This window comes from Kitasatospora paranensis, from assembly GCF_039544005.1.
GTDB lineage: Bacteria > Actinomycetota > Actinomycetes > Streptomycetales > Streptomycetaceae > Kitasatospora > Kitasatospora paranensis.
Map to the genome: position 1 here is coordinate 7,144,458 of NZ_BAABKV010000001.1, position 18,102 is coordinate 7,162,559.

Consider the following 18,102-nt stretch of genomic DNA (forward strand, 5'->3'; position numbering starts at 1 on the left):
CGCAGGAACGGCTCCGCCGGCCGGTCCACCGCCACCCGCGGCGGCGGCGTCACCGACCGGAGGGTGCGGGAGGCGTACCGGGAGGAGGCCCCGGTGGAGGGCTGACAGGGTGTCATCCGGCAGACTCGCCGACCATGAGCGATGATCACGTCACCCCGTACCTCGCCCGGCTCCCGATCGGGGAGCGGATCCCCTTCCCGGCGGACGGCATCCCGTTCTGGGAGGTCTTCCCGTTCGAGGGCGACCTCCGGATCAAGGTGCTGGACACGCCCGAACTGCCCGAACCGCCCCGGGACGGCGAGGACGGCGCCGCCACGTGCAGCCAGTGCGCCCGCCCCGACGGCGACTTTGTCTGGACGGACGAGCACTGGCGGCTGGCCATGCCCGCCGAGGCTGCGGCGCTGCCCGCCATGGTGCTGCTCCAGCCGCGCGGTCACCACGATCTCGTGGACCTCCCGCCCGAGCGGGCCGCCGAACTCGGCCCGATGCTCCAGCGCGTGGAGCGGGCCGTCACCGCGCTCGGCGGAATCGGCCGGGTGCACCAGAACAAGTGGGGCGACGGTGCGGCCCACCTGCACTTCTGGCTGATCGCCAGGCCCGCCGGGATGATGCAGCTGCGCGGCACCTGCCTGCCGATCTGGGACGACCTGCTGCCCAAGGTGCCGGACGACGAGTGGCAGGACAACCGCCGCCGGATCGCCGCCGCGATGGCCGCCGACGGGGGCACCGCGCACCTCTGACGCCGGGGGACGCCGCGGGACTACCGGCGGCCGGACACCGCGCCGCGGGCGATGTGGGACAGCTTGGCCACCTCGAAGGCCGCGTAAGCCCCGCTTGCCAGCAGGGAGAACTTCACGCCCTCGCGGCCGTCGGGCCGTCGGTAGCCGGCCGGCAGGTGGCCGCGGTAGTGCTCCGCCGCCCGGTGGAAGAACTGCGGCCGCTGGGCCCGGTCCACGCACCCGGCGAGGTCGAAGACGAACAGGAAGTGCCGGATCATCCGGGTGAACAGGTGCGGCCGCAGCGCCTCCGCGTCCGGTGCCGCGTTCAGCGCCTCGAAGCTGCGTCCGTACTGCTCGAACAGGTCGAAGTGGCTGGCGCCGGGCGACCCGGTCGGGTGCAGGGTGTGCCGGCGGCGGATGGTCACGCACGGGCGGGGCAGCACGGCGATCCGCCGGGCGGCGAGCGTGGTGGCGTGCACCACCGGGATCTCGTCGTAGTGGCCGTCCGGGAAGGCGGGCACGGTGCCGCGCCGCAGCAGCCGGTCCCAGACCAGGGGCGGCGTGCCGATCAGCTCGGGGCGCTCGGCGGGGGTGGTCACGGCGGGCCCCGCGGCGGCGAGGACGTCGTCGGCGCCGCCGGGCCAGAGCCGGTCGCCGTGCTCGCGCAGGTGGCCGAAGTGGAGGACGTCCACCGGGCCGGTCGCGTCGAGCCGCTCGGCCATCGCGGCGAACGCCTCCGGGTCCACCAGGTGGTCGCTGTCGAGGAACAGCAGGTAGTCGCCCCGGGCGCGGGCGGCGCCGGCGTTGCGCGCCCGGCCGATGCCGACGGCGGCGTTGAGCCGGAGCACGGTGACCCGGGGGTCGCGCATGCCGTAGGCGTCCGCGGTCCGCTCCGGGCACTCGGGGGAGCGGTCCACGACCAGCACGACCTCGAAGTCGCGGAAGGACTGCCCGAGCAGTGCGTCGAGGCACTCCTTGAGCCCGCCGTTCGGGTCGTGGGCGGGGAGCACGACGGATATGAGGGGTGGCATGGCGGGGAGGCTAAAGGCGTGTACACGCCCACGCAATGCCCGGAACTGCCGTGAAGCGCGACAACCACGGACAAATGGCATCGAACGTCTGCAGGATCTTCACTCCGGCCGCACGCCCTGCCGACAAGTCGTGACCTTGGGTGATCATGCATGGTGGCGGCCGGTGCCGGGGTGTACGAAGAGGCGGGCTCCCCGGGGAGCCCGCCTCTCTCGTGCGCGGCCGCGGGGCCGGGCCGGGTCAGTACCAGTGGTGCGCCTGCCAGAACGACCAGGCGCCGCACGGGCTGCCGTAGCGGCTGTTCATGTAGTTCAGGCCCCACTTGATCTGGGTGGCGGCGCTGTCGCGCCAGTCTGCGCCCGCCGAGGCCAGCTTGGACGCGGGCAGGGCCTGCACCAGGCCGTACGCGCCGGAGGACCGGTTGACCGCGTGGACGTTCCAGCTGCTCTCGTGGAACACGATGTTGCTGAAGCAGCCGAGCTGGCCGGCGGGCACCAGCTGGGCGGCGATCTGCTGCGGGGTGCCGCTGGGGGCGGCGGGCCTGAGGGCCTGGCGCTGCTGGGAGCGGGCGGCTGCCTGGGCCTTCGCCCTGGCGTCGGCGTCCGCCTTGGCCCGGGCATCGGCGGCGGCCTTCGCGTCGGCGTCCGCCTTGGCCTTCGCGTCCGCGTCGGCCTTCGCCTTGGCGTCGGCGGCGGCCTTGGCGTCCGCGTCCGCCTTGGCCTTCGCCGGGTCGCTCTGACCGGCGGCCTGGGCCTGCGCGGCGGCCAGCTGCTGGGCGATGGTGGGGGCGGGCGCAGCGGCGGTGGCCGGGGCGGCTGCGGCGGCGGGAGCGGCCGCGGCGGCGGGAGCGGCCGCGGCGGCCGTCGAGGTGTCCTGCGGCAGGGCCAGCGCCAGGGTTGCCGTACCGGCCACGGCGAGCGTGGCGATGCCCGTGACCAGGGCGTTGCGGCGGTGCTTCGGCGGTAGGTTCGTGGGCAACTGCATGGCGGGGGACAACCTCTTCCGTCGGACGGGGCCGATTCCGGGCACACGGGTATCGCGAAGCGTGTTCGGGGGAACAGCCCGCGGGGCCGTGCGGACGGCCTGGGCACCCCGGCCGACGGGCCGGAGTGGGCGGGGGCACGCGGCGGAATCGGGCCGCGCTGCCTTGCGACCGGGTCATTCTTGGCAGACCCGCCGGACGGCGGCAACGACCTCCGCTACGACGCGGCATCGTAGACATGACGAAGCGCCCGGGGCGGACCCGGGCGCTTCGACGCGGTTTACCCGCCCCTTATCGTCGGCAAACCCCGACCCTGCGATCGACCCGGAGAATCGGCCTGACCAGCGGGTTCTGTCGCGTGGTGGCCGCGGCCCGGCGCGGCCCGGCGGCCGTCGGATGGCCGCAACGGAGTGTGACGACTATCGGGGGCAGTAGTCGTGACGACCGGTGTGGGGGCCTCACAGGCCGGTCGGGCCGCCGTCCGCCGCCGGTCGGCGGAGGGTGTCCGGACGGTCACCGGGAGCGCCCGGCGACTGCGCCGCCGTCCGCAGCGGCCTTCGGCGCGGCGTTCGGTGCGCGCCCCGGGCGCCGGCGGGCCGGCCGGGCCGCCGATACTGACCGCATGATGATCGCGCTCCTGCTCGTGGTGGCTGTCGCCCTGCTCACGTCCGTGCACTGGTACGTGTGGCGCCGCACGGTGCGCGACGTCTCCGCGCCGGGCAGCCGCTGGCGGCGGTCCGGGACGGTGCTGCTGGTCGTGCTGCCCCTGCTCTCGGTCGGTGCGCTGGTCGGTGGACGGGCGTTCCCGCTGGCGGTGGAGCGGTGGTTCGCCTGGCCCGGCTACCTGTGGCTCGCGGTCCTGTTGTACCTCGTGCTGGCGCTGCTGGTCGGCGAGGCCGTCCGGCCGCTGCTGAACCGGCTGCTGCGGCGCGGGCCCGGCTCGCCGGAGCCGGTCCCTGCGGACGTGGCCGTGCCCGCCGCGTCCGCAGGGACCGGTGCCTCCGAGCCCGTGTCCGAGTCCGTGTCCGGCCCCGCGCCGACTCCGGTGGCGGGTGGCCCCGTGGACCCGTCCCGGCGGCTGCTGGTGGCGCGCGGCGTGGCGGTGGCGGCCGGCGGCGCGGCGCTGGCCGTGGTGGGCAACGGCGCGTACGGGGTGCTGCGCGGGCCGCGGCTGAAGCAGGTGACCGTGCCGCTGGCGAAGCTGCCGCGCCGGGCGCACGGCTACCGGATCGCGGTGGTCAGCGACATCCACCTCGGGCCGATCCTGGGCCGTTCGCACACCCAGCGGATCGTCGACACCATCAACCGCGTCCAGCCGGATCTCATCACCATCGTCGGCGACCTGGTCGACGGCAGCGTGCCCGACCTCGGCCCGGCCGCCGAGCCGCTGGCGCAGCTGCGGGCCCGCGACGGCGCGTACTTCGTCACCGGCAATCACGAGTACTTCTCCGGCGCGGCGCCCTGGGTGGAGTTCGTCCGGAGCCTGGGTGTCCACCCGTTGGAGAACGCGCGGACCGAACTGGCCCACTTCGACCTGGCCGGGGTCAACGACCTGGCCGGGACGGCCGAGGGCCACGGCCCGGACTTCGACCGGGCGCTCGGGGACCGGGATCGCAGCCGGGTGGCCGTGATGCTCTCCCACCAGCCGGTCACGGTGTACGAGTCCGTCCGCCACGGGGTCGACCTGCAGCTCTCCGGGCACACCCACGGCGGCCAGCTGTGGCCGGGCAACTACCTTGCCGAGCTCGCCAACCCGACGGTCGCCGGGCTGGAGCGGTACGGCGACACCGAGCTGTACGTCACCCGCGGCGCGGGGCGTGGGGCCCGCCCGTGCGGGTCGGGGCGCCCTCGGACATCACGGTGGTCACCCTGGCCTCCCGGCAGGCCTGAGCATTCCCGCGCGGCGACCGTGCCGGGCGGGGCTCAGCGGGGCGCGCCGGCCAGTCCGAGCAGCCCGCCCAGCCGGCGGATCTCGTGGTCGAAGAAGACCCGCGGCTCGGCCACCACGGCGCTGCGGTGGCCGAAGATCTCGAAGGAGACCGCGCCGAACAGGTACGTCCAGGCCATCAGGCCGCTGACGACCAGCTCGGGCGGCACGCCGTCGGGCAGCCGGTCGAGCAGCGGCCGAAGCGCTCGGCGGGCCGCCGGGGTACGGCGGCCGCCGGGGGCGCCGGCGCGGCCCCGGTGCCGTCCTGCGGCTGCGCGTCGCCCGGCGCGCCGGGCATGAACAGGCTCCCGAGCAGGAACGGCACCCGGATGCCCGGCGTGACGGTGTCCTCCGGCGCGGCGTAGCCCGGCACGGGGGATCCGAAGATCAGCGCGTACTCGTGCGGGTTGCGCAGCGCCCAGTCCCGGACGGCGTGGCCGATGCCGACCCAGCGGTCGAAGGGGGGCCGGTCGGCGAGTTCCCCGCCGCGGACTCGGCCGCCTCCGACACCGCCGCGTAGCTGTCGACGATCAGGGCCGTCAGCAGCGCGTCCCGCCCCGGGAAGTAGCGGTAGAGGGCGGAGGGCGACGCGAGGCCCAGCTCGCGGGAGACCGCCCGCAGGGAGAGTGCGGCCGCCCCGACCTCGGCGAGCTGGCGGCGGGCGACCTGCTTGATGTCCCGGGTGAACTCGACACGGGCGCGTTCCCGGGGGTGGGCGTCTTGGGCGGGGTCGGCATGGCCGAATCCTCGCACGAGGCGAGAACGGGGGCAACTACCGAGAACACTGTTCTTGACAAGCCTGGCCAGCGTGCGCAACGCTCGTCTACATCGAGAACAGTGTTCTCTCATTCCGACATCTGGGAGTCCCCGTGAGCAAGCACGTGATCGTCGGCGCAGGCCCTGTCGGCCGGGAGACCGCCCGCCTGCTGGCCGAGCGCGGCGAGGAGGTCGTGGTCGTCACCCGCTCCGGCACGGCGTCCACCGCGGCCGGTGTGCGGGCGGTGGCCCTGGACGCCACGGACGGCCCGGCCCTCGCCCGGGCCGCGGACGGCGCCGCCGCGCTCTACAACTGCGCCAACCCCGCCTACCAGCGCTGGGCGACCGACTGGCCGCCGCTGGCCGAGGCGATGCTCACCGCGGCCGAGCGCTCCGGCGCGGTGCTGGCCACCGTCGGCAACCTCTACGGCTACGGCGCCGTCGCCGCGCCGATGACCGAGGCGACCCCGCTGAACCCGAACTCCGTCAAGGGCCGGGTGCGGGCGCAGATGTGGCAGGACGCGCTCGCACGGCACGAGGCCGGCCGGATCCGCGCCACCGAGGTGCGCGGCTCGGACTACGTCGGCCCCGGCGCCGAGAGCCACCTCGGGGACCGCCTGGTGCCGCGGCTGCTCGCCGGCCGCGGTGTCCAGGTGCTGCGCAGTGCCGACGCCGCGCACACCTGGACGTACACCGGGGACGTCGCCCGGCTGCTGGTCGCGGTCGGCGCGGACGAGCGGGCCTGGGGACGCGCCTGGCACGTGCCGAGCAACGAGCCGCGCACCCAGCGGGAGGCGGTCGGCGACCTGGCGAAGGCGGCCGGGGTGGCGCCCGTCAAGGTCGGCGAGATCCCGGCGGTGATGCTGCGTCTGCTCGGCCTGGTCAACCCGGTGGTGCGCGAGGTGCACGAGATGGCGTACCAGTTCGAGCGGCCGTTCGTGCTGGACTCGACGGCCGCCCGCCGCACCTTCGGGCTGGAGCCGACCCCCTGGGACGAGGTGCTCGCCGAGGTGGTCGCCTGGTACCGGAGCCGCTGAGGCGGGGCCGTCGGGCTCGGCCGGTGGGGCGCCGGCCGGTGATCGGCGGCCGCGCGCGGGCGGACCGGCCGGAGTCAGGGATCGATGCCCAGCCGGGCGGCGGGACGCTCGTCGCCCGGAGGCGGTCCCGCGTCCTCCCCGGAGCTGCCGAGGAAGCCGAGATAGCGTGCGCGGGGCATGCCGACCGCACCCAGGCTGCGGATGTGCGGGCTGTCCCACTGGGCGTCCAGCAGCAGCCCGCCCGCCTCGGCGAACCGCCGGGCGAGGTCGACGACGGCGATGCGGGCGGCGTCCGGGCGCAGCCCGAACATCGAGTCCAGGCTGAGCACCGGCCCCACCCGGATCCCGAAGACGCCGCCGACCAGTGCGCCGTCCTCCCACACCTCCGCGCTGTGCGCCCGGCCCATGGCGTGCACCGCGGACAGCGAGCCGCGCAACTCCTGGGTCAGCCAGGTCGGGCGGCGGCCCTCGGCGCAGCGCCCGGTCACCTCGTCGAAGGCCCGGTCGGCGGTGGTGGTCCAGCCGTCCCGGCCGCGCAGCCGCCGCGCGAGCCGGCTGCCGAGGCGGACGGCGCCGACCTCGATCACGGGCCGCGGATCCGGCGACCACCAGGGCACCCGGAAGGCCTCGCCGTCGCCGCCGGGATCGACGATGGCGATCGAGCCCGCCGCGACCCGGTCCTCCCAGCGGGCCTCGTTCATGAACATCGCGTAGTCGTCCGCGGCCGGCATCGGGAAGGCGCCCGCTCGGTACGCGGCCAGCAGGCCGGCCGGGCCGAGGTCGGCGCAGAAGGCGGCGGGCCCGTCGGCCGCCGCGGCGGACAGGTCGACGGCGGCCCACCAGGCGGCCGTGTCGGTTGCCCCGGGGGCGCCAGTGCTCACGCTGCGTGCTCCAACTGTCCTGCGGCTTCGAGGCGTTCCAGGTAGAAGTCGAGCAGGGCGGCGTCCACCGGAGGGACGGCGACCCCGGTGGCCGCCAGCGCGCGATCGGCGTTGTCCCGGTCGAACAGCGGGAAGGTCGGCCGGAAGTACATCTCGCTGATGGTGAGTTCGCTGTCCACGGCCCGGTCGACGAACAGCGGGACGAACGGGGTGATCGGGTGCGCCGGGTTGTTGCTGGCGAACGCGATCAGCCGCTCCACCCACTGGTCGTAAGGGAGTTCGATGATCGGCCGGCCGCGGGCGCGGAGCCGCTCGGCGAGGTCGGGGAGCAGGGCCGGGCTGGGGTTGGTCAGGTGCAGGACCTCGCCGCGGGCCTGCTCCCGGGTGGATATCAGCGCCAGGGCCCGGGTGAAGACGTCGGCCGGCACGAAGTCCAGCGGCAGGTGCACCGCGGGCGTGGTGCCGCTGTCCCACAAGTAGCGAATGATGGCGCAGAGTTCGGTGCCGGGGTTCATCACGCCGTGCCGCAGGTCGCCGGTCACGTCGTTCACGCGGTGCACGGTGACCGGCAGCCCGGCGGCCGCCGCGTGGTGCAGCAGTGCCTCGGCGACCCACTTGCTCTCCACGTAGCCGACGGAGAGCCGTTCCGCGTGGGCCAGCGGGCTGCCCTCGGTGACCCGGTCGACGCCGGCCGGCCCGTACCCCGCGAGCACCGCCATGCTGGAGAGGTAGTGCACGGGTATCGCCCGCGAGTGCCCGGCCAGGCGGATGATCTCGCGCGTCCCGGCCACGTTGGCGGCCCGCAACTGGTGGTACGGGTAGAGGAAGTTGACCTGCCCGCCGAGGTGGTGGACGAGGTCGACGGTGCCGGCGAGGCGCTCGAAGCGTTGCCGGCCGAGGCCCAGCAGCGGCTCGGCGAGGTCGCCGACGACCGGCACCACCCGCTCGGAGCGCAGGTCGCGGCGGAGGTAGCGCTGGTGGGCGGCGCGCAGCCGCTCCATGGCGTGCTCGCGGTCGGGGGCGCGGACGAGGCAGTGGATCCGGGCACCGGTGGTCTCCAGCAGGGCGTGCAGCAGGTGGGTGCCGCAGAAGCCGGTGGCGCCGGTCAGCAGGATGTCGCCCGGTTCGTGCCAGCGCGGTGGCGGCCCGTCGGACCGGTGCACGGGGACGCCGAGTTCGGCCTCGGTGGCGTAGTCGACCAGCTGGCCCGGCTCGGCCGGGTGGGCCGTCCGGGCGTCCCGGACGACGGCGGCGAACGCGCCCAGGGTCGGGTCCTGCAGCAGCGCGCGGGTCAGCAGCCGGATCCGGTCCACGCCGATGCCGAACATGATCCGGGCCCGGGCCAGCATCTCCATCGCCAGCAGCGAGTTGCCGCCCAGCTCGAAGAAGTCGTCGTCGGCCCCGACGTGTTCGACGTCCAGGATCTGTGCCCACAGGTAGGCAAGCCCCGCCTCGACCGTGGTGCCGGTGGCGCGCCCGCCGCCGTTGCCGCCGGAGGTCCGGCCGCTGCCGGCCAGCCCGCCGCGGTCGATCTTGCCGCTCGGGGTGACCGGCATCCGGTCGACCGGGACGAAGACGCTCGGCACCAGGTGGTCCGGCAGTCGGGCGGCCAGGAACGGCCGCAGGTCCTCGGGCTGCTGGCCGCGCGAGGTGTAGTACGCGGCGAGCACCCGTCCGCCGTCCGGGCCCTCGCCGGGGACGACCCGGGCCAGGCCGACGCCCGGATGCTCCGCCAGGACGGACTCCACCTCGCCGGGGTCGACCCGGTAGCCGCGGATCTTCACCTGGTCGTCGGCCCGGCCGATCAGCTCCAGGTTGCCGTCGGGCCGCCAGCGGCCGGTGTCGCCGGTGCGGTACATCCGCCCGCCGGGCGTGCCCGCGTAGGCCTCCGGCAGGAAGCGTTCGGCGGTCAGCACGGGTCTGCGCCAGTAGCCGCGGGCCAGGGCCGGACCGCCGAGGTACACCTCGCCCTTCTGGCCGGGCGGGACGGGGCGCAGGTCGCCGTCGAGGACGTGCACGAAGGTGCCGATCAGCGGCCGGCCCACCGGGACGGGCGCGTGCGCGGGCGAGGCCAGCAGCTCCGGCCGGATCTCCGCCAGCGTGGAGGTGATGCCGGTCTCGGTGAGGCCGTACGCGTTGAGCAGCCGGGTGCCGGGCAGCCGGCGCAGGGTGGTGCGGCAGTCCTCGGCGGGGACGGTGTCGCCGCCCACGATCAGCAGCCGCAGCGGGCTGGCGGCCCGTCCGGTGGTCGGCAGGACGGACAGCAGCCGGTGCCAGTACGTGGGCGTCAGGTCGGCGACGGTGATGCCGAGTTCGGGCAGCCGGTGGGCGAGTTCGATCGGCGCCCAGGTGTGCCGGCCGCCCAGCACCAGGGTGGCGCCGTTCAGCAGCGGGGTGAAGATCTGCTCCAGCGAGGTGTCGAAGCCGAGCGCGCCGAGCTGGAGCACCCGGTCGGCGGGGGACATGCCGTAGGCCTCGGCGACCCGGGAGAGCGTGAACACCATGGTGCGGTGACTGACCGGCACGCCCTTGGGCTGTCCGGTGGTGCCGGAGGTGTAGATGAGGTAGGCGAGGTCGTCCGGGTCGGTGAGGTCGGGCGGCGGGGCGGCGCCGGTGGGCCCCGCCGAGCGGTACGCCTCGACCATGATCGCGCCGGGGAACAGCCGGGCGTGCTCGCTGCTGGTCAGCACCGCCCCGGCGCCGCAGTCCTCGGCGAGCTGCTGGAGCCGGAGGTCCGGGTGGGCCGGGTCGAGCGGCAGGAAGGCACCGCCCGCCTTGAGCGCGGCGAGCAGGCCGACCACCATGTCGCCGCTGCGCTCCAGGCAGACCGGGACGATCCGGTCCGGGCCGACGCCGACGGCCCGCAGCTCCTCGGCGAGCCGGTCGCTGCGCCCGTCCAGCTCGGCGTAGCTGAGCGGCCCGTCGTCGCAGAGCACCGCGACCGCGCCGGGTCTGCGGGCCGCCTGCTCCCGGAACAGCCCGTGCACGGTGCGGCCCGGGGCGCCGCGGCCGGTGGGCCGCAGATCGCGCCAGCGGGCCGCGACCTCGCGCCGGCATGCCTCCCGCCCGGTCGGGCCGTAGACCCGCCGCCATCCGTCGGGAACCGGGATCTCGCCCGTCCAGATCGTGTACTGACCGTCTCCGTTCACCAGAACGGAGTGCTGTCCGGAATCGGGAGATTGGACGTGATTCGACTGGTCCACCGGTGGTGACCTCGACAGACGGCGGAGAGGGTGGCGCAAACGGGGCTCGGGTGCGGGATTACGAACACGGACTCCGCCGCCCGCCACGCCCGTTCCCGACATTCACGCGCTCTGACATTTCGACTATAGGCACCCGGTGCCTGCTATGTATGATTGGGATCGTTCTGTCCCTGACAGTTCCCGAGCCCGACCGAGCCGAGCGGCTCACCGCCTTCGAGGGGTAGCCGGGTTGACGCGTCGACGACAACGGCTGATGGCATGTTACATCGCATGGATGGTGCTGCTGACGGCGGTCTACTACCGCTTCCCGGCCGACCGCATCGTCTGGTGGACGCTGATCGGCACCAGCGGCTTCGCCGCCATCCTGGTGGGTGTGCGGCTGAACCGGCCGGTGCACGCGCTCTCCTGGTACCTGCTCGCGGTCGCCAACCTGAGCTTCACCGCGGGCGAGGTCGTCCAGGTGATCCAGACGGACTACCTGCACCAGAACGACTTCCCCTCCATCGCCGACGGCTTCTACCTCGCCGAGTACCTGCTCTACGGCTTCGGCGTCTGGGGCTTCATCCGCTGGCGCACCGCGCACCAGGACCGCGGCAGCCTGATCGACGCCCTCACCCTCACCGTCGGCCTGGCCCTGCTCAGCTGGACGTACCTGATCGTCCCGTACGCCCAGGACCCCTCGCTGACCTGGTTCCAGAAGGCCGTCTCGATCGCCTACCCGCTCGGCGACGTGCTGGTGCTGGCCCTGCTGCTGCGGCTGCTGGTGCCGCGCGGCGGCAAGAGCCCCGCGCTGCTGCTGCTCACCGTCGGCACGGTCGGACTGCTCGTCTCCGACGTGCTGTACGGGGTGATCCAGCTCTACGGCACCTGGCGGATCGGCACACCGGTGGACCTCGGCTGGGCGGTGCTCTACCTGGCCTGGGGCGCCGCGGCCCTGCACCCCTCGATGGTCGAACTGACCCGGCCGATCCCCACCCAGCCGGCCGACATCAGCCGCGGCCGGATCGCCCTGCTCACCCTCGCCTCGCTGATCGCCCCGGCCATGCTGCTGGCCGACGTCACCCACAACGACGCCACCAACGCCGCGGTGATCGGCGGATTCTCCGCCGTGCTCTTCCTGCTGGTGCTCTCCCGGCTCGCGGGCGTCGTGCTGGCCTACCGGCACGCGGTGGAGCGCGAACGCGTGCTGCGGCTGGCCGGCGCCGGCCTGGGCGGCGCCGCCACCGTGGAACAGGTCGCGGAGGTCGTCCGGACGGCCGCCTCGGCGCTGCTCCCGGCGGAGCCCGCGCACGTGGCGCTGCTGGCCGTCAACGGTGAGGGCCGGCCCAAGCCCGGCCAGGACGAGCTGCCGGCCATCGACGCCCCGGCCCGCGGGAGCCGGCTGGTGCCGGCCACCGAGCTCGACGACGCCCTCGTGCGGCGGCTGGACGGCGCACCCAGTGCGCTGGTCTGCCCGCTCGTCCTGGAGCAGCGGGTGCTGGACGATCCGCTGATCGGCGTCCTCGTGGTGGGCGGCACCGAGCACCGGCTCACCGCTTTATGGGGCACCCTGGACATCCTGGCCGCGCAGGCCGCGCTGGCCGTCGAACGCGTCCGGCTGAGCGCCGAGATCAACCGGCGCAACAGCGAGCTCTACTTCCGCACCCTGGTGCAGAGCGCCTCGGACGTCATCCTGATCCTGCGCGCCGACGACACCATCCGGTACGCCTCCTCCTCGGCGGACCGGGTGCTCGGCCATGCCGCCCTGGACGGCCGCGCGCTGACCGACCTCGTCCCGCCGGAGGACAGCCGCGCGGTCAACCAGGCGCTCATCCGGATGCGCACCCGTGAGCAGGCCGAGCAGCGCGAGCACTGGCGGTTGCTGCGCGGCGACCGCAGCGTGATCGAGGCCGAGGTGCGCTGGAACGACCTGCGCGACGACCCCACCGTCGGCGGACTGGTGCTCACCCTGCGCGACGTCACCGACCAGCGCCAGATGGAGCGGGAGCTCACCCACCGTGCCTTCCACGACTCGCTGACCGGCCTCGCCAACCGGGTGCTGTTCCAGGACCGGGTGGGCCACGCGCTGTCCCGCAGCGGCCGGCGCGGCACGGTCACCGGGGTGCTCTTCATCGACCTCGACGACTTCAAGATGGTGAACGACACCCAGGGCCACGCGGTCGGCGACGAGCTGCTGGTCGCCGTCTCGCTGCGGATCTCCACCGCGCTGCGCACCTCGGACACCGCGGCCCGGCTGGGCGGCGACGAGTTCGCCGTGCTGGTGGAGGACGCGCTCTCGCCGGAGGACGTCGGGGCGACCGCCTCCGCCGTGCTGTCGGTCTTCGAGGAGCCCTTCCGGCTCAGCTCCGGCGCGGTGCGGGTGGCGGCCAGCGTCGGTGTGGCGACCACGGAGGACAGCGAGGACTCCGCCGAGTTGCTGACCCACGCCGACCTGGCGCTGTACTCGGCGAAGGCGGCCGGGAAGCGGCAGTGGTGCACCTACCAGCCGGCCCTGCAGGCGGGCCTGGTCGAGCGGCACGAACTGAACGAGAGCCTGGACACGGCCATCGCCGAATCCGCCTTCGCGCTCTACTACCAGCCGATCGTCGACCTGGCCGGCGGCGAGCTGGTGGCGTTCGAGGCCCTGGTGCGCTGGCCGCACGAGCGGCGCGGCATGGTGCTGCCGGAGGAGTTCATCTCGCTGGCCGAGGAGAGCGGGCAGATCGTGCCGCTGGGCGCCTGGGTGCTGGAGCGGGCGGCCGCCGAGGCGGCGCGGTGGCAGCGGGAGATCGGCGGGCTGCGCGAGACGGCGGGGCGTTCGCAGCTGCGGGTCAGCGTCAACGTCTCGGCCCGGCAGTTCCGCGACGCGGGCTTCGTGGACACTGTGCGGCGCGTGGTCGAGAACAGCGGGATGGCGCCGGGCACCCTGGTGCTGGAGCTCACCGAGAGCGTGCTGATGCGCCGTGACGAGCGGGTCCGCACCGACATGCAGATGCTCGGCGACCTCGGTGTGCGGATCGCCATCGACGACTTCGGCACCGGCTACTCGTCGCTCAGCTACCTGCGCGAGTTCCCGATCTCGATCCTCAAGATCGACAAGTCGTTCATCGACGGGCTCGGCCACTCCCAGCAGCAGTACGCCCTGGTGGAGGGCATCGCGAGGATCGCGGACACGCTCGGGGTGCAGGTCATCGCGGAGGGCATCGAGAACACCGTGCAGCGCGACCTGCTGGCCGCGATGGGATGCCCGCTCGGCCAGGGGTACCTGTTCGCCCGTCCGCTGACCGCCGATCAGGCGGGCCTGCTGGTGCGGGACGACGCGGAGCCGGCCGGGGTGCGGAGCGGCGGGAAGGGGCGGTCCGGGAGGGTGTGACCGGTGCGCGTGACCACCTGGCGGTCCGTCAAGTTACCATCGGGTAGATTGTTGGTGATCTGCCAAAGGACTCCCTTCCGTGTCTGACCGTCGACCGCGCCCGCACGGGCGCGTCACCCGTCCCCTGCTCGTCCTCGCGGCCGCGCTCGGCGTGCTGCCCGCCGCCGGGCCGGCCGCCGCCGCGCCCGGCCCGGCCCGGCCCGCCGCGTCCGCCACCCCGCACCTGGACGCGGTGGAGGCCGCGCTGCGCGAGGTCTCCCCGGGCCTGGAGGGACAGGTCTGGCAACGCACCGGCGGCAACCGCTTCGACGGGGTGCTGCAGACCCCCGGCTGCTGGGGCGACGACGCCTGCCGCGTCCGGACCGGCAGCGACCGCCTCCTCGCGGCGACCACCGCTGCCGTCGCCGCGGCCACCCGCACCGTGGACGTCTCCTCGCTCGCCCCGTTCCCGAACGGCGGCTTCGAGGACGCCCTGGTCGCGGGCCTGCGGGCGGCCACCGCCGACGGGCGCCGGCTGACCGTGCGGATCCTGGTCGGCGCCGCACCGCTCTACCACCTCGACGTCCGCCCTGCCGCCTACCGGACGGAACTGCTCGCCCGGCTCGGGCCGGCCGCCGGCTCCGTCGACCTCATCGTCGCCTCCGCCACCACCTCGCGCACCGGGCTCTCCTGGAACCACTCCAAGATCCTGGTGGTGGACGGTGCCACCGCGATCACCGGCGGCGTCAACGGCTGGAAGGGCGACTACCTCGACACCGCGCACCCGGTCACCGATGCCGATGTCGAGCTCACCGGGCCGGCCGCCACCTCGGCGAGCCGCTACCTCGACACGCTGTGGTCCTGGACCTGCGACAACGCCGGCGGCCTCACCCAGAACGTCTGGCTGGCCGGCCCGGCCGGCGGACGCTGCCCGCGAGCCCTCGCCGAGCCCGTGGCGCCCGCCGCCGGGGACGTCCCGGTGATCGCCGTCGGCGGCCTGGGCATCGGCATCCGCACCGCCGACCCCGCCTCCGCCTACCGCCCCGCGCCGCTCGACCCGGCACCGACCCGGTGCGGCGTCGGCCTGCCCGACCGGACGAACGCCGACCGTGACTACGAGACGGTCAACCCGGAGGAGAACGCGCTGCGTGCCCTGGTGGCGAGCGCCACCGGGCACGTCGAGATCTCCCAGCAGGACCTGAACGCCACCTGCCCGCCGCTGCCCCGCTACGACCAGCGGCTCTACGACGTGCTGGCCGAACGCCTCGCCGCGGGCGTCAAGGTCAGGATCGTGGTCAGCGACCCGGCCAACCGCGGCGCCGTCGGCAGCGGCGGGTACTCGCAGATCCGCTCGCTGAGCGAGATCAGCGACGTCCTGAAGGCTCGGCTGGTGACGCTGACGGGCGACGGGGCGAAGGCCCGGGAGGTGCTCTGCGGCGGCCTCCAGCTGGCGCCCTTCCGGTCCGCGCCGGGCGCCGCCTGGGCGGACGGCCACCCGTACGCCCTGCACCACAAGCTGGTGTCGGTGGACGGCGCCGCCTTCTACGCCGGCTCGAAGAACCTCTACCCGGCCTGGCTGGAGGACTTCGGGTACGTGATCGAGGACGGCGCGGCCGCCGGGCGACTGGACGCCGAGGTGCTGGCGCCCGAGTGGCAGTACTCGCGGGCCGCGGCCACCGTCGACCGCGAGCGCGGGATCTGCACGGTCTGACCGGCCGCGCGGCCCCGCACCGCCCGGCGGGGCCGGTGCTGGGCCGCGTGCGAGGTCAGTGCTGCTGCGCGCTGTGGATCTGCGCCCAGGAGCGGGGCTCCTGCGGCGCGGCGAGCGGCCGGGCGGTGCCGGCGCCGTTCGGCACGGCGCCCGCCGCGGGCTTGGCCGGGGTGTCCAGCCACGTCCGGAAGAGCCCGGTCAGCGACCGGCCGGAGATCCGCTCGGCGTACTGCCGGAAGTCGGTGACGCTCGCGTTGCCGTAGCGGTGCTCGGCCGGCCAGCCCTTGAGGATCCGGAGGAACGCGTCGTCGCCGACCTGCACCCGGAGCGCCTGGAGGGCGAGCGCGCCGCGGTCGTAGACGGCCGCGTCGAACTGGTGCTCCGGGCCCGGGTCGCCCGGCTTCACCGTCCAGAACGGGTCGTCGGCCGCGTGCGAGGAGTACACCCAGTCGGCGAGCTCCTGGGCGGTGCCCTCGCCCTCGTGCTCGGACCAGAGCCACTGGGCGTAGGTGGCGAACCCCTCGTTCAGCCAGATGTCGCTCCAGTGCCGGACGGACACCGTGTCGCCGAACCACTGGTGGGCCAGCTCGTGCACCACCACCGAGGTGTTGGAGCCCCGGGAGAACTGCCGGGGGCTGTAGAACACCCGGGTCTGGTTCTCCAGCGCGTAGCCGGTCGGGACGTTCGGCACATAGCCGCCGACCGAGCCGAACGGGTACGGGCCGAACCAGCCGGCCAGCCAGTCGGCGAGTTCACCCGTCCGCTCGACGCTGGCGCGTGCCGCGCCGTCGTTCGGGCCGAGGTCGCGGCTGTAGGCGTTGAGCACGGGCAGGCCGCCGGCGCTGGTGGAGCGGGTGATGTCGAACCGGCCGAGCGCCAGGGTGGCCAGATAGGTGGCCTGCGGACGGTCCTCGCGCCAGTTCCAGCGTGTCCAGCCGAGCCGGGAGCTCTGCGAGACGAGGTCGCCGTTGCTGATCGCCTGGGTGCCGTCCGGCACGAGCACCGAGACGTCGAAGGTGGCCTTGTCGGCGGGGTGGTCGTTGCTGGGGAACCACCACCAGGCCGCCTCCGGCTCCCCCGCCGCCACCCCGCCGTCGGGGGTGCGCAGCCAGGCGGTGAAGCCGTAGCGGCTGACCGTGGACGGCGTCCCGGCGTACCGCACCACGATGGTGGCCCGGTGCCCCTGGGCCAGCGGTGCGGCGGGGGTGATCTCCAGCTCCTGTTCGCCGGTGGCCGCGTACCGGGCCGGCAGGCCGTCGACCAGGACCTCGGTGACGCCGAGGGCGAAGTCCAGGTCGAAGCGGGAGAGGTCCTGGGTGGCGGTGGCCAGGATGGTGGTGGTGCCCTCCAGCCGGTCGGTGGCGGGCTGGTACTTCAGGCGGATGTCGTAGTGCGAGACGTCGTAGCCGCCGTTCCCGTAGGTCGGGTAGTACGGGTCGCCGATCCCCGGTGCGCCCGGCGTCGGGGCGGCCGCCGCGGCCGGATCGGCGAGCAGGATCAGGGCGGCGGCTGCGGCGGTGACGATCGTCCTCGTGCGCACAGGGGTCCTCCGGTGCGGTCGGCGGGGCACGGGCGGCCCGGCGGCGGGCCGGTCGGGCCGTCGCCGGGTCGGACGCCCAGTCTCACGGGTATGACATGCCCATGCAATAAGGCCTCCGCCATCCGGCAGCACCGCCGGGCCGGGCCCGCGGATCCCCTCCGCGGGCCCGGCCCGGGGCCGGCGCCACCGCTCAGCGGTCCGCGGCCGGCTCCCCCGAGAGGGCGGCCGACAGCCGCAGCCACCGGGCGGCCTCGGCGGCCCGGCCCTGGCGCTGCAGCGTGCGGCCGAGCATCAGGTAGGCGTACCCCTCGACCGGGTCGCGTTCGATCACCTCGCGCAGCTGCTCCTCCGCACGGGTGAGCTGGGCCGAGTGGTAGTAGGCGCGGGCCAGCAGCAGCCGCGGCCCGACCTGCTCGGGGAGTGCTCCACCACCTCGGCCAGCAGCCGCGCCGCCTGCGCGTAGTCCTTGGCGTCGAAGTACAGCCCGGCCCAGCGCCACTGCTCGGCGGCGTCCCCGGCCACGTATGCGTCGATCACTGCGACTCCTCTCCGCGGCGGCCGGATCCGCGCTCCACGCGGACCCGCACCGATCGGTTGAACGTTCACCGACATGCGGGCATTCCGCGGCCCGCCGGCGTCCCTGCTTGCCCGGGCACCGACCGGCGGCGCACGCTGGAAGCGAAGCCACGGCACCAGGAGGTGCGGGATGCACAACCAGTGGGACGTAGAGCTCAGCTTCGACGAGGACGGTGTCAACACCCTCTGCGAGGCGCGCCTGGTCGGCTCGCACGCGCCGGGCGTCAGCGGACACGGCGAGGCGGTCAAGAGCCGCGACGACCGGCCACTGGCCCGGATCGGCGAGGAGATGGCCGCCTCCCGCGCCCTCGACGACCTCTCCCGCCGACTGCGCTCGGTGGCCGACGGGGAGATCGCCGACGAGGGCCACCGGCCCTCCTACCTGATCTACTGACCGTCACCGCCGACCC

General features: G+C 74.5%; 13 protein-coding genes and 2 pseudogenes. 6 read left to right on the forward strand and 9 right to left on the reverse strand.

What is annotated here, in order from left to right; translation table 11 throughout:
• Positions 1–134: 134 nt before the first annotated feature.
• Positions 135–740 carry an HIT family protein gene (locus tag ABEB13_RS34015; RefSeq protein WP_345708542.1) on the forward strand — a complete coding sequence of 202 codons (606 nt, stop codon included), beginning with the start codon at positions 135–137 and terminating at the stop codon, positions 738–740.
• 20 nt (positions 741–760) lie between these two features.
• Here ABEB13_RS34015 and ABEB13_RS34020 read toward each other — a convergent pair whose 3' ends face one another.
• Both ABEB13_RS34020 and ABEB13_RS34025 read right to left on the reverse strand, forming a co-directional pair.
• Complete coding sequence (locus tag ABEB13_RS34020) at positions 761–1,750, reverse strand: glycosyltransferase family 2 protein (RefSeq protein ID WP_345708543.1); 990 nt, start codon at positions 1,748–1,750, stop codon at positions 761–763.
• Positions 1,751–1,988: 238 nt separating this feature from the next.
• On the reverse strand, positions 1,989–2,732 hold the full coding sequence (locus ABEB13_RS34025; RefSeq protein ID WP_345708544.1) for an aggregation-promoting factor C-terminal-like domain-containing protein: 744 nt from the start codon (positions 2,730–2,732) through the stop codon (positions 1,989–1,991).
• 620 nt (positions 2,733–3,352) lie between these two features.
• Here ABEB13_RS34025 and ABEB13_RS34030 point away from each other — a divergent pair.
• Positions 3,353–4,620: pseudogene (locus tag ABEB13_RS34030) on the forward strand (metallophosphoesterase).
• Between the two features lie 33 nt (positions 4,621–4,653).
• On the opposite strand, the gene ABEB13_RS34035 reads toward ABEB13_RS34030, so the two are convergent.
• Genes ABEB13_RS34035 through ABEB13_RS34045 form a run of 3 tightly spaced genes read right to left on the reverse strand, consistent with a single transcriptional unit; the run spans position 4,654 to position 5,410 of the window.
• Positions 4,654–4,797: a hypothetical protein gene (locus ABEB13_RS34035; protein WP_425559975.1), complete on the reverse strand. Its 144-nt coding sequence runs from the start codon at positions 4,795–4,797 to the stop codon at positions 4,654–4,656.
• Entirely contained in the window at positions 4,797–5,099 is a 303-nt protein-coding gene (locus tag ABEB13_RS34040; protein WP_345709920.1) for a TetR-like C-terminal domain-containing protein, read from the reverse strand. The genes ABEB13_RS34035 and ABEB13_RS34040 overlap by 1 nt, the downstream gene beginning before the upstream one ends.
• Positions 5,045–5,410 carry a TetR/AcrR family transcriptional regulator gene (locus ABEB13_RS34045; RefSeq protein WP_345708545.1) on the reverse strand — a complete coding sequence of 122 codons (366 nt, stop codon included), beginning with the start codon at positions 5,408–5,410 and terminating at the stop codon, positions 5,045–5,047. Before ABEB13_RS34045 ends, ABEB13_RS34040 begins: the two co-directional genes overlap by 55 nt.
• Before the next feature lie 116 nt (positions 5,411–5,526).
• Between ABEB13_RS34045 and ABEB13_RS34050 the strand changes: the two genes are divergently transcribed.
• A complete protein-coding gene (locus ABEB13_RS34050) occupies positions 5,527–6,450 on the forward strand; it encodes an NAD-dependent epimerase/dehydratase family protein (RefSeq protein ID WP_345708546.1) in 924 nt (307 codons plus the stop codon).
• A 74-nt stretch (positions 6,451–6,524) separates the two neighbouring features.
• On the opposite strand, the gene ABEB13_RS34055 is transcribed toward ABEB13_RS34050, so the two are convergent.
• Positions 6,525–7,331, reverse strand: coding sequence for a leucyl/phenylalanyl-tRNA--protein transferase (locus ABEB13_RS34055; RefSeq protein WP_345708547.1), 807 nt, complete (start codon positions 7,329–7,331; stop codon positions 6,525–6,527).
• On the reverse strand, positions 7,328–10,636 hold the full coding sequence (locus tag ABEB13_RS34060; protein WP_345708548.1) for an amino acid adenylation domain-containing protein: 3,309 nt from the start codon (positions 10,634–10,636) through the stop codon (positions 7,328–7,330). The genes ABEB13_RS34055 and ABEB13_RS34060 overlap by 4 nt, the downstream gene beginning before the upstream one ends.
• Before the next feature lie 172 nt (positions 10,637–10,808).
• On the opposite strand from ABEB13_RS34060, the gene ABEB13_RS34065 reads away from it, so the two are divergent.
• Positions 10,809–13,886: a putative bifunctional diguanylate cyclase/phosphodiesterase gene (locus ABEB13_RS34065; RefSeq protein WP_345708549.1), complete on the forward strand. Its 3,078-nt coding sequence runs from the start codon at positions 10,809–10,811 to the stop codon at positions 13,884–13,886.
• Between the two features lie 79 nt (positions 13,887–13,965).
• Positions 13,966–15,576 (forward strand): phospholipase D-like domain-containing protein, encoded by a 1,611-nt coding sequence (locus ABEB13_RS34070; RefSeq protein WP_345708550.1) that lies wholly within the window; start codon positions 13,966–13,968, stop codon positions 15,574–15,576.
• A gap of 55 nt (positions 15,577–15,631) precedes the next feature.
• Here the strand turns inward: ABEB13_RS34070 and ABEB13_RS34075 are convergent, their stop codons facing one another.
• Positions 15,632–17,116, reverse strand: a complete 1,485-nt coding sequence (locus tag ABEB13_RS34075; protein ID WP_345708551.1) for a M1 family metallopeptidase — start codon at positions 17,114–17,116, stop codon at positions 15,632–15,634.
• Positions 17,117–17,306: 190 nt separating this feature from the next.
• Positions 17,307–17,728 (reverse strand): annotated as a pseudogene (locus tag ABEB13_RS34080) (tetratricopeptide repeat protein).
• Positions 17,729–17,822: 94 nt separating this feature from the next.
• On the opposite strand from ABEB13_RS34080, the gene ABEB13_RS34085 reads away from it, so the two are divergent.
• Entirely contained in the window at positions 17,823–18,086 is a 264-nt protein-coding gene (locus ABEB13_RS34085) for a dsRBD fold-containing protein (protein ID WP_345708552.1), read from the forward strand.
• Positions 18,087–18,102: the final 16 nt, after the last annotated feature.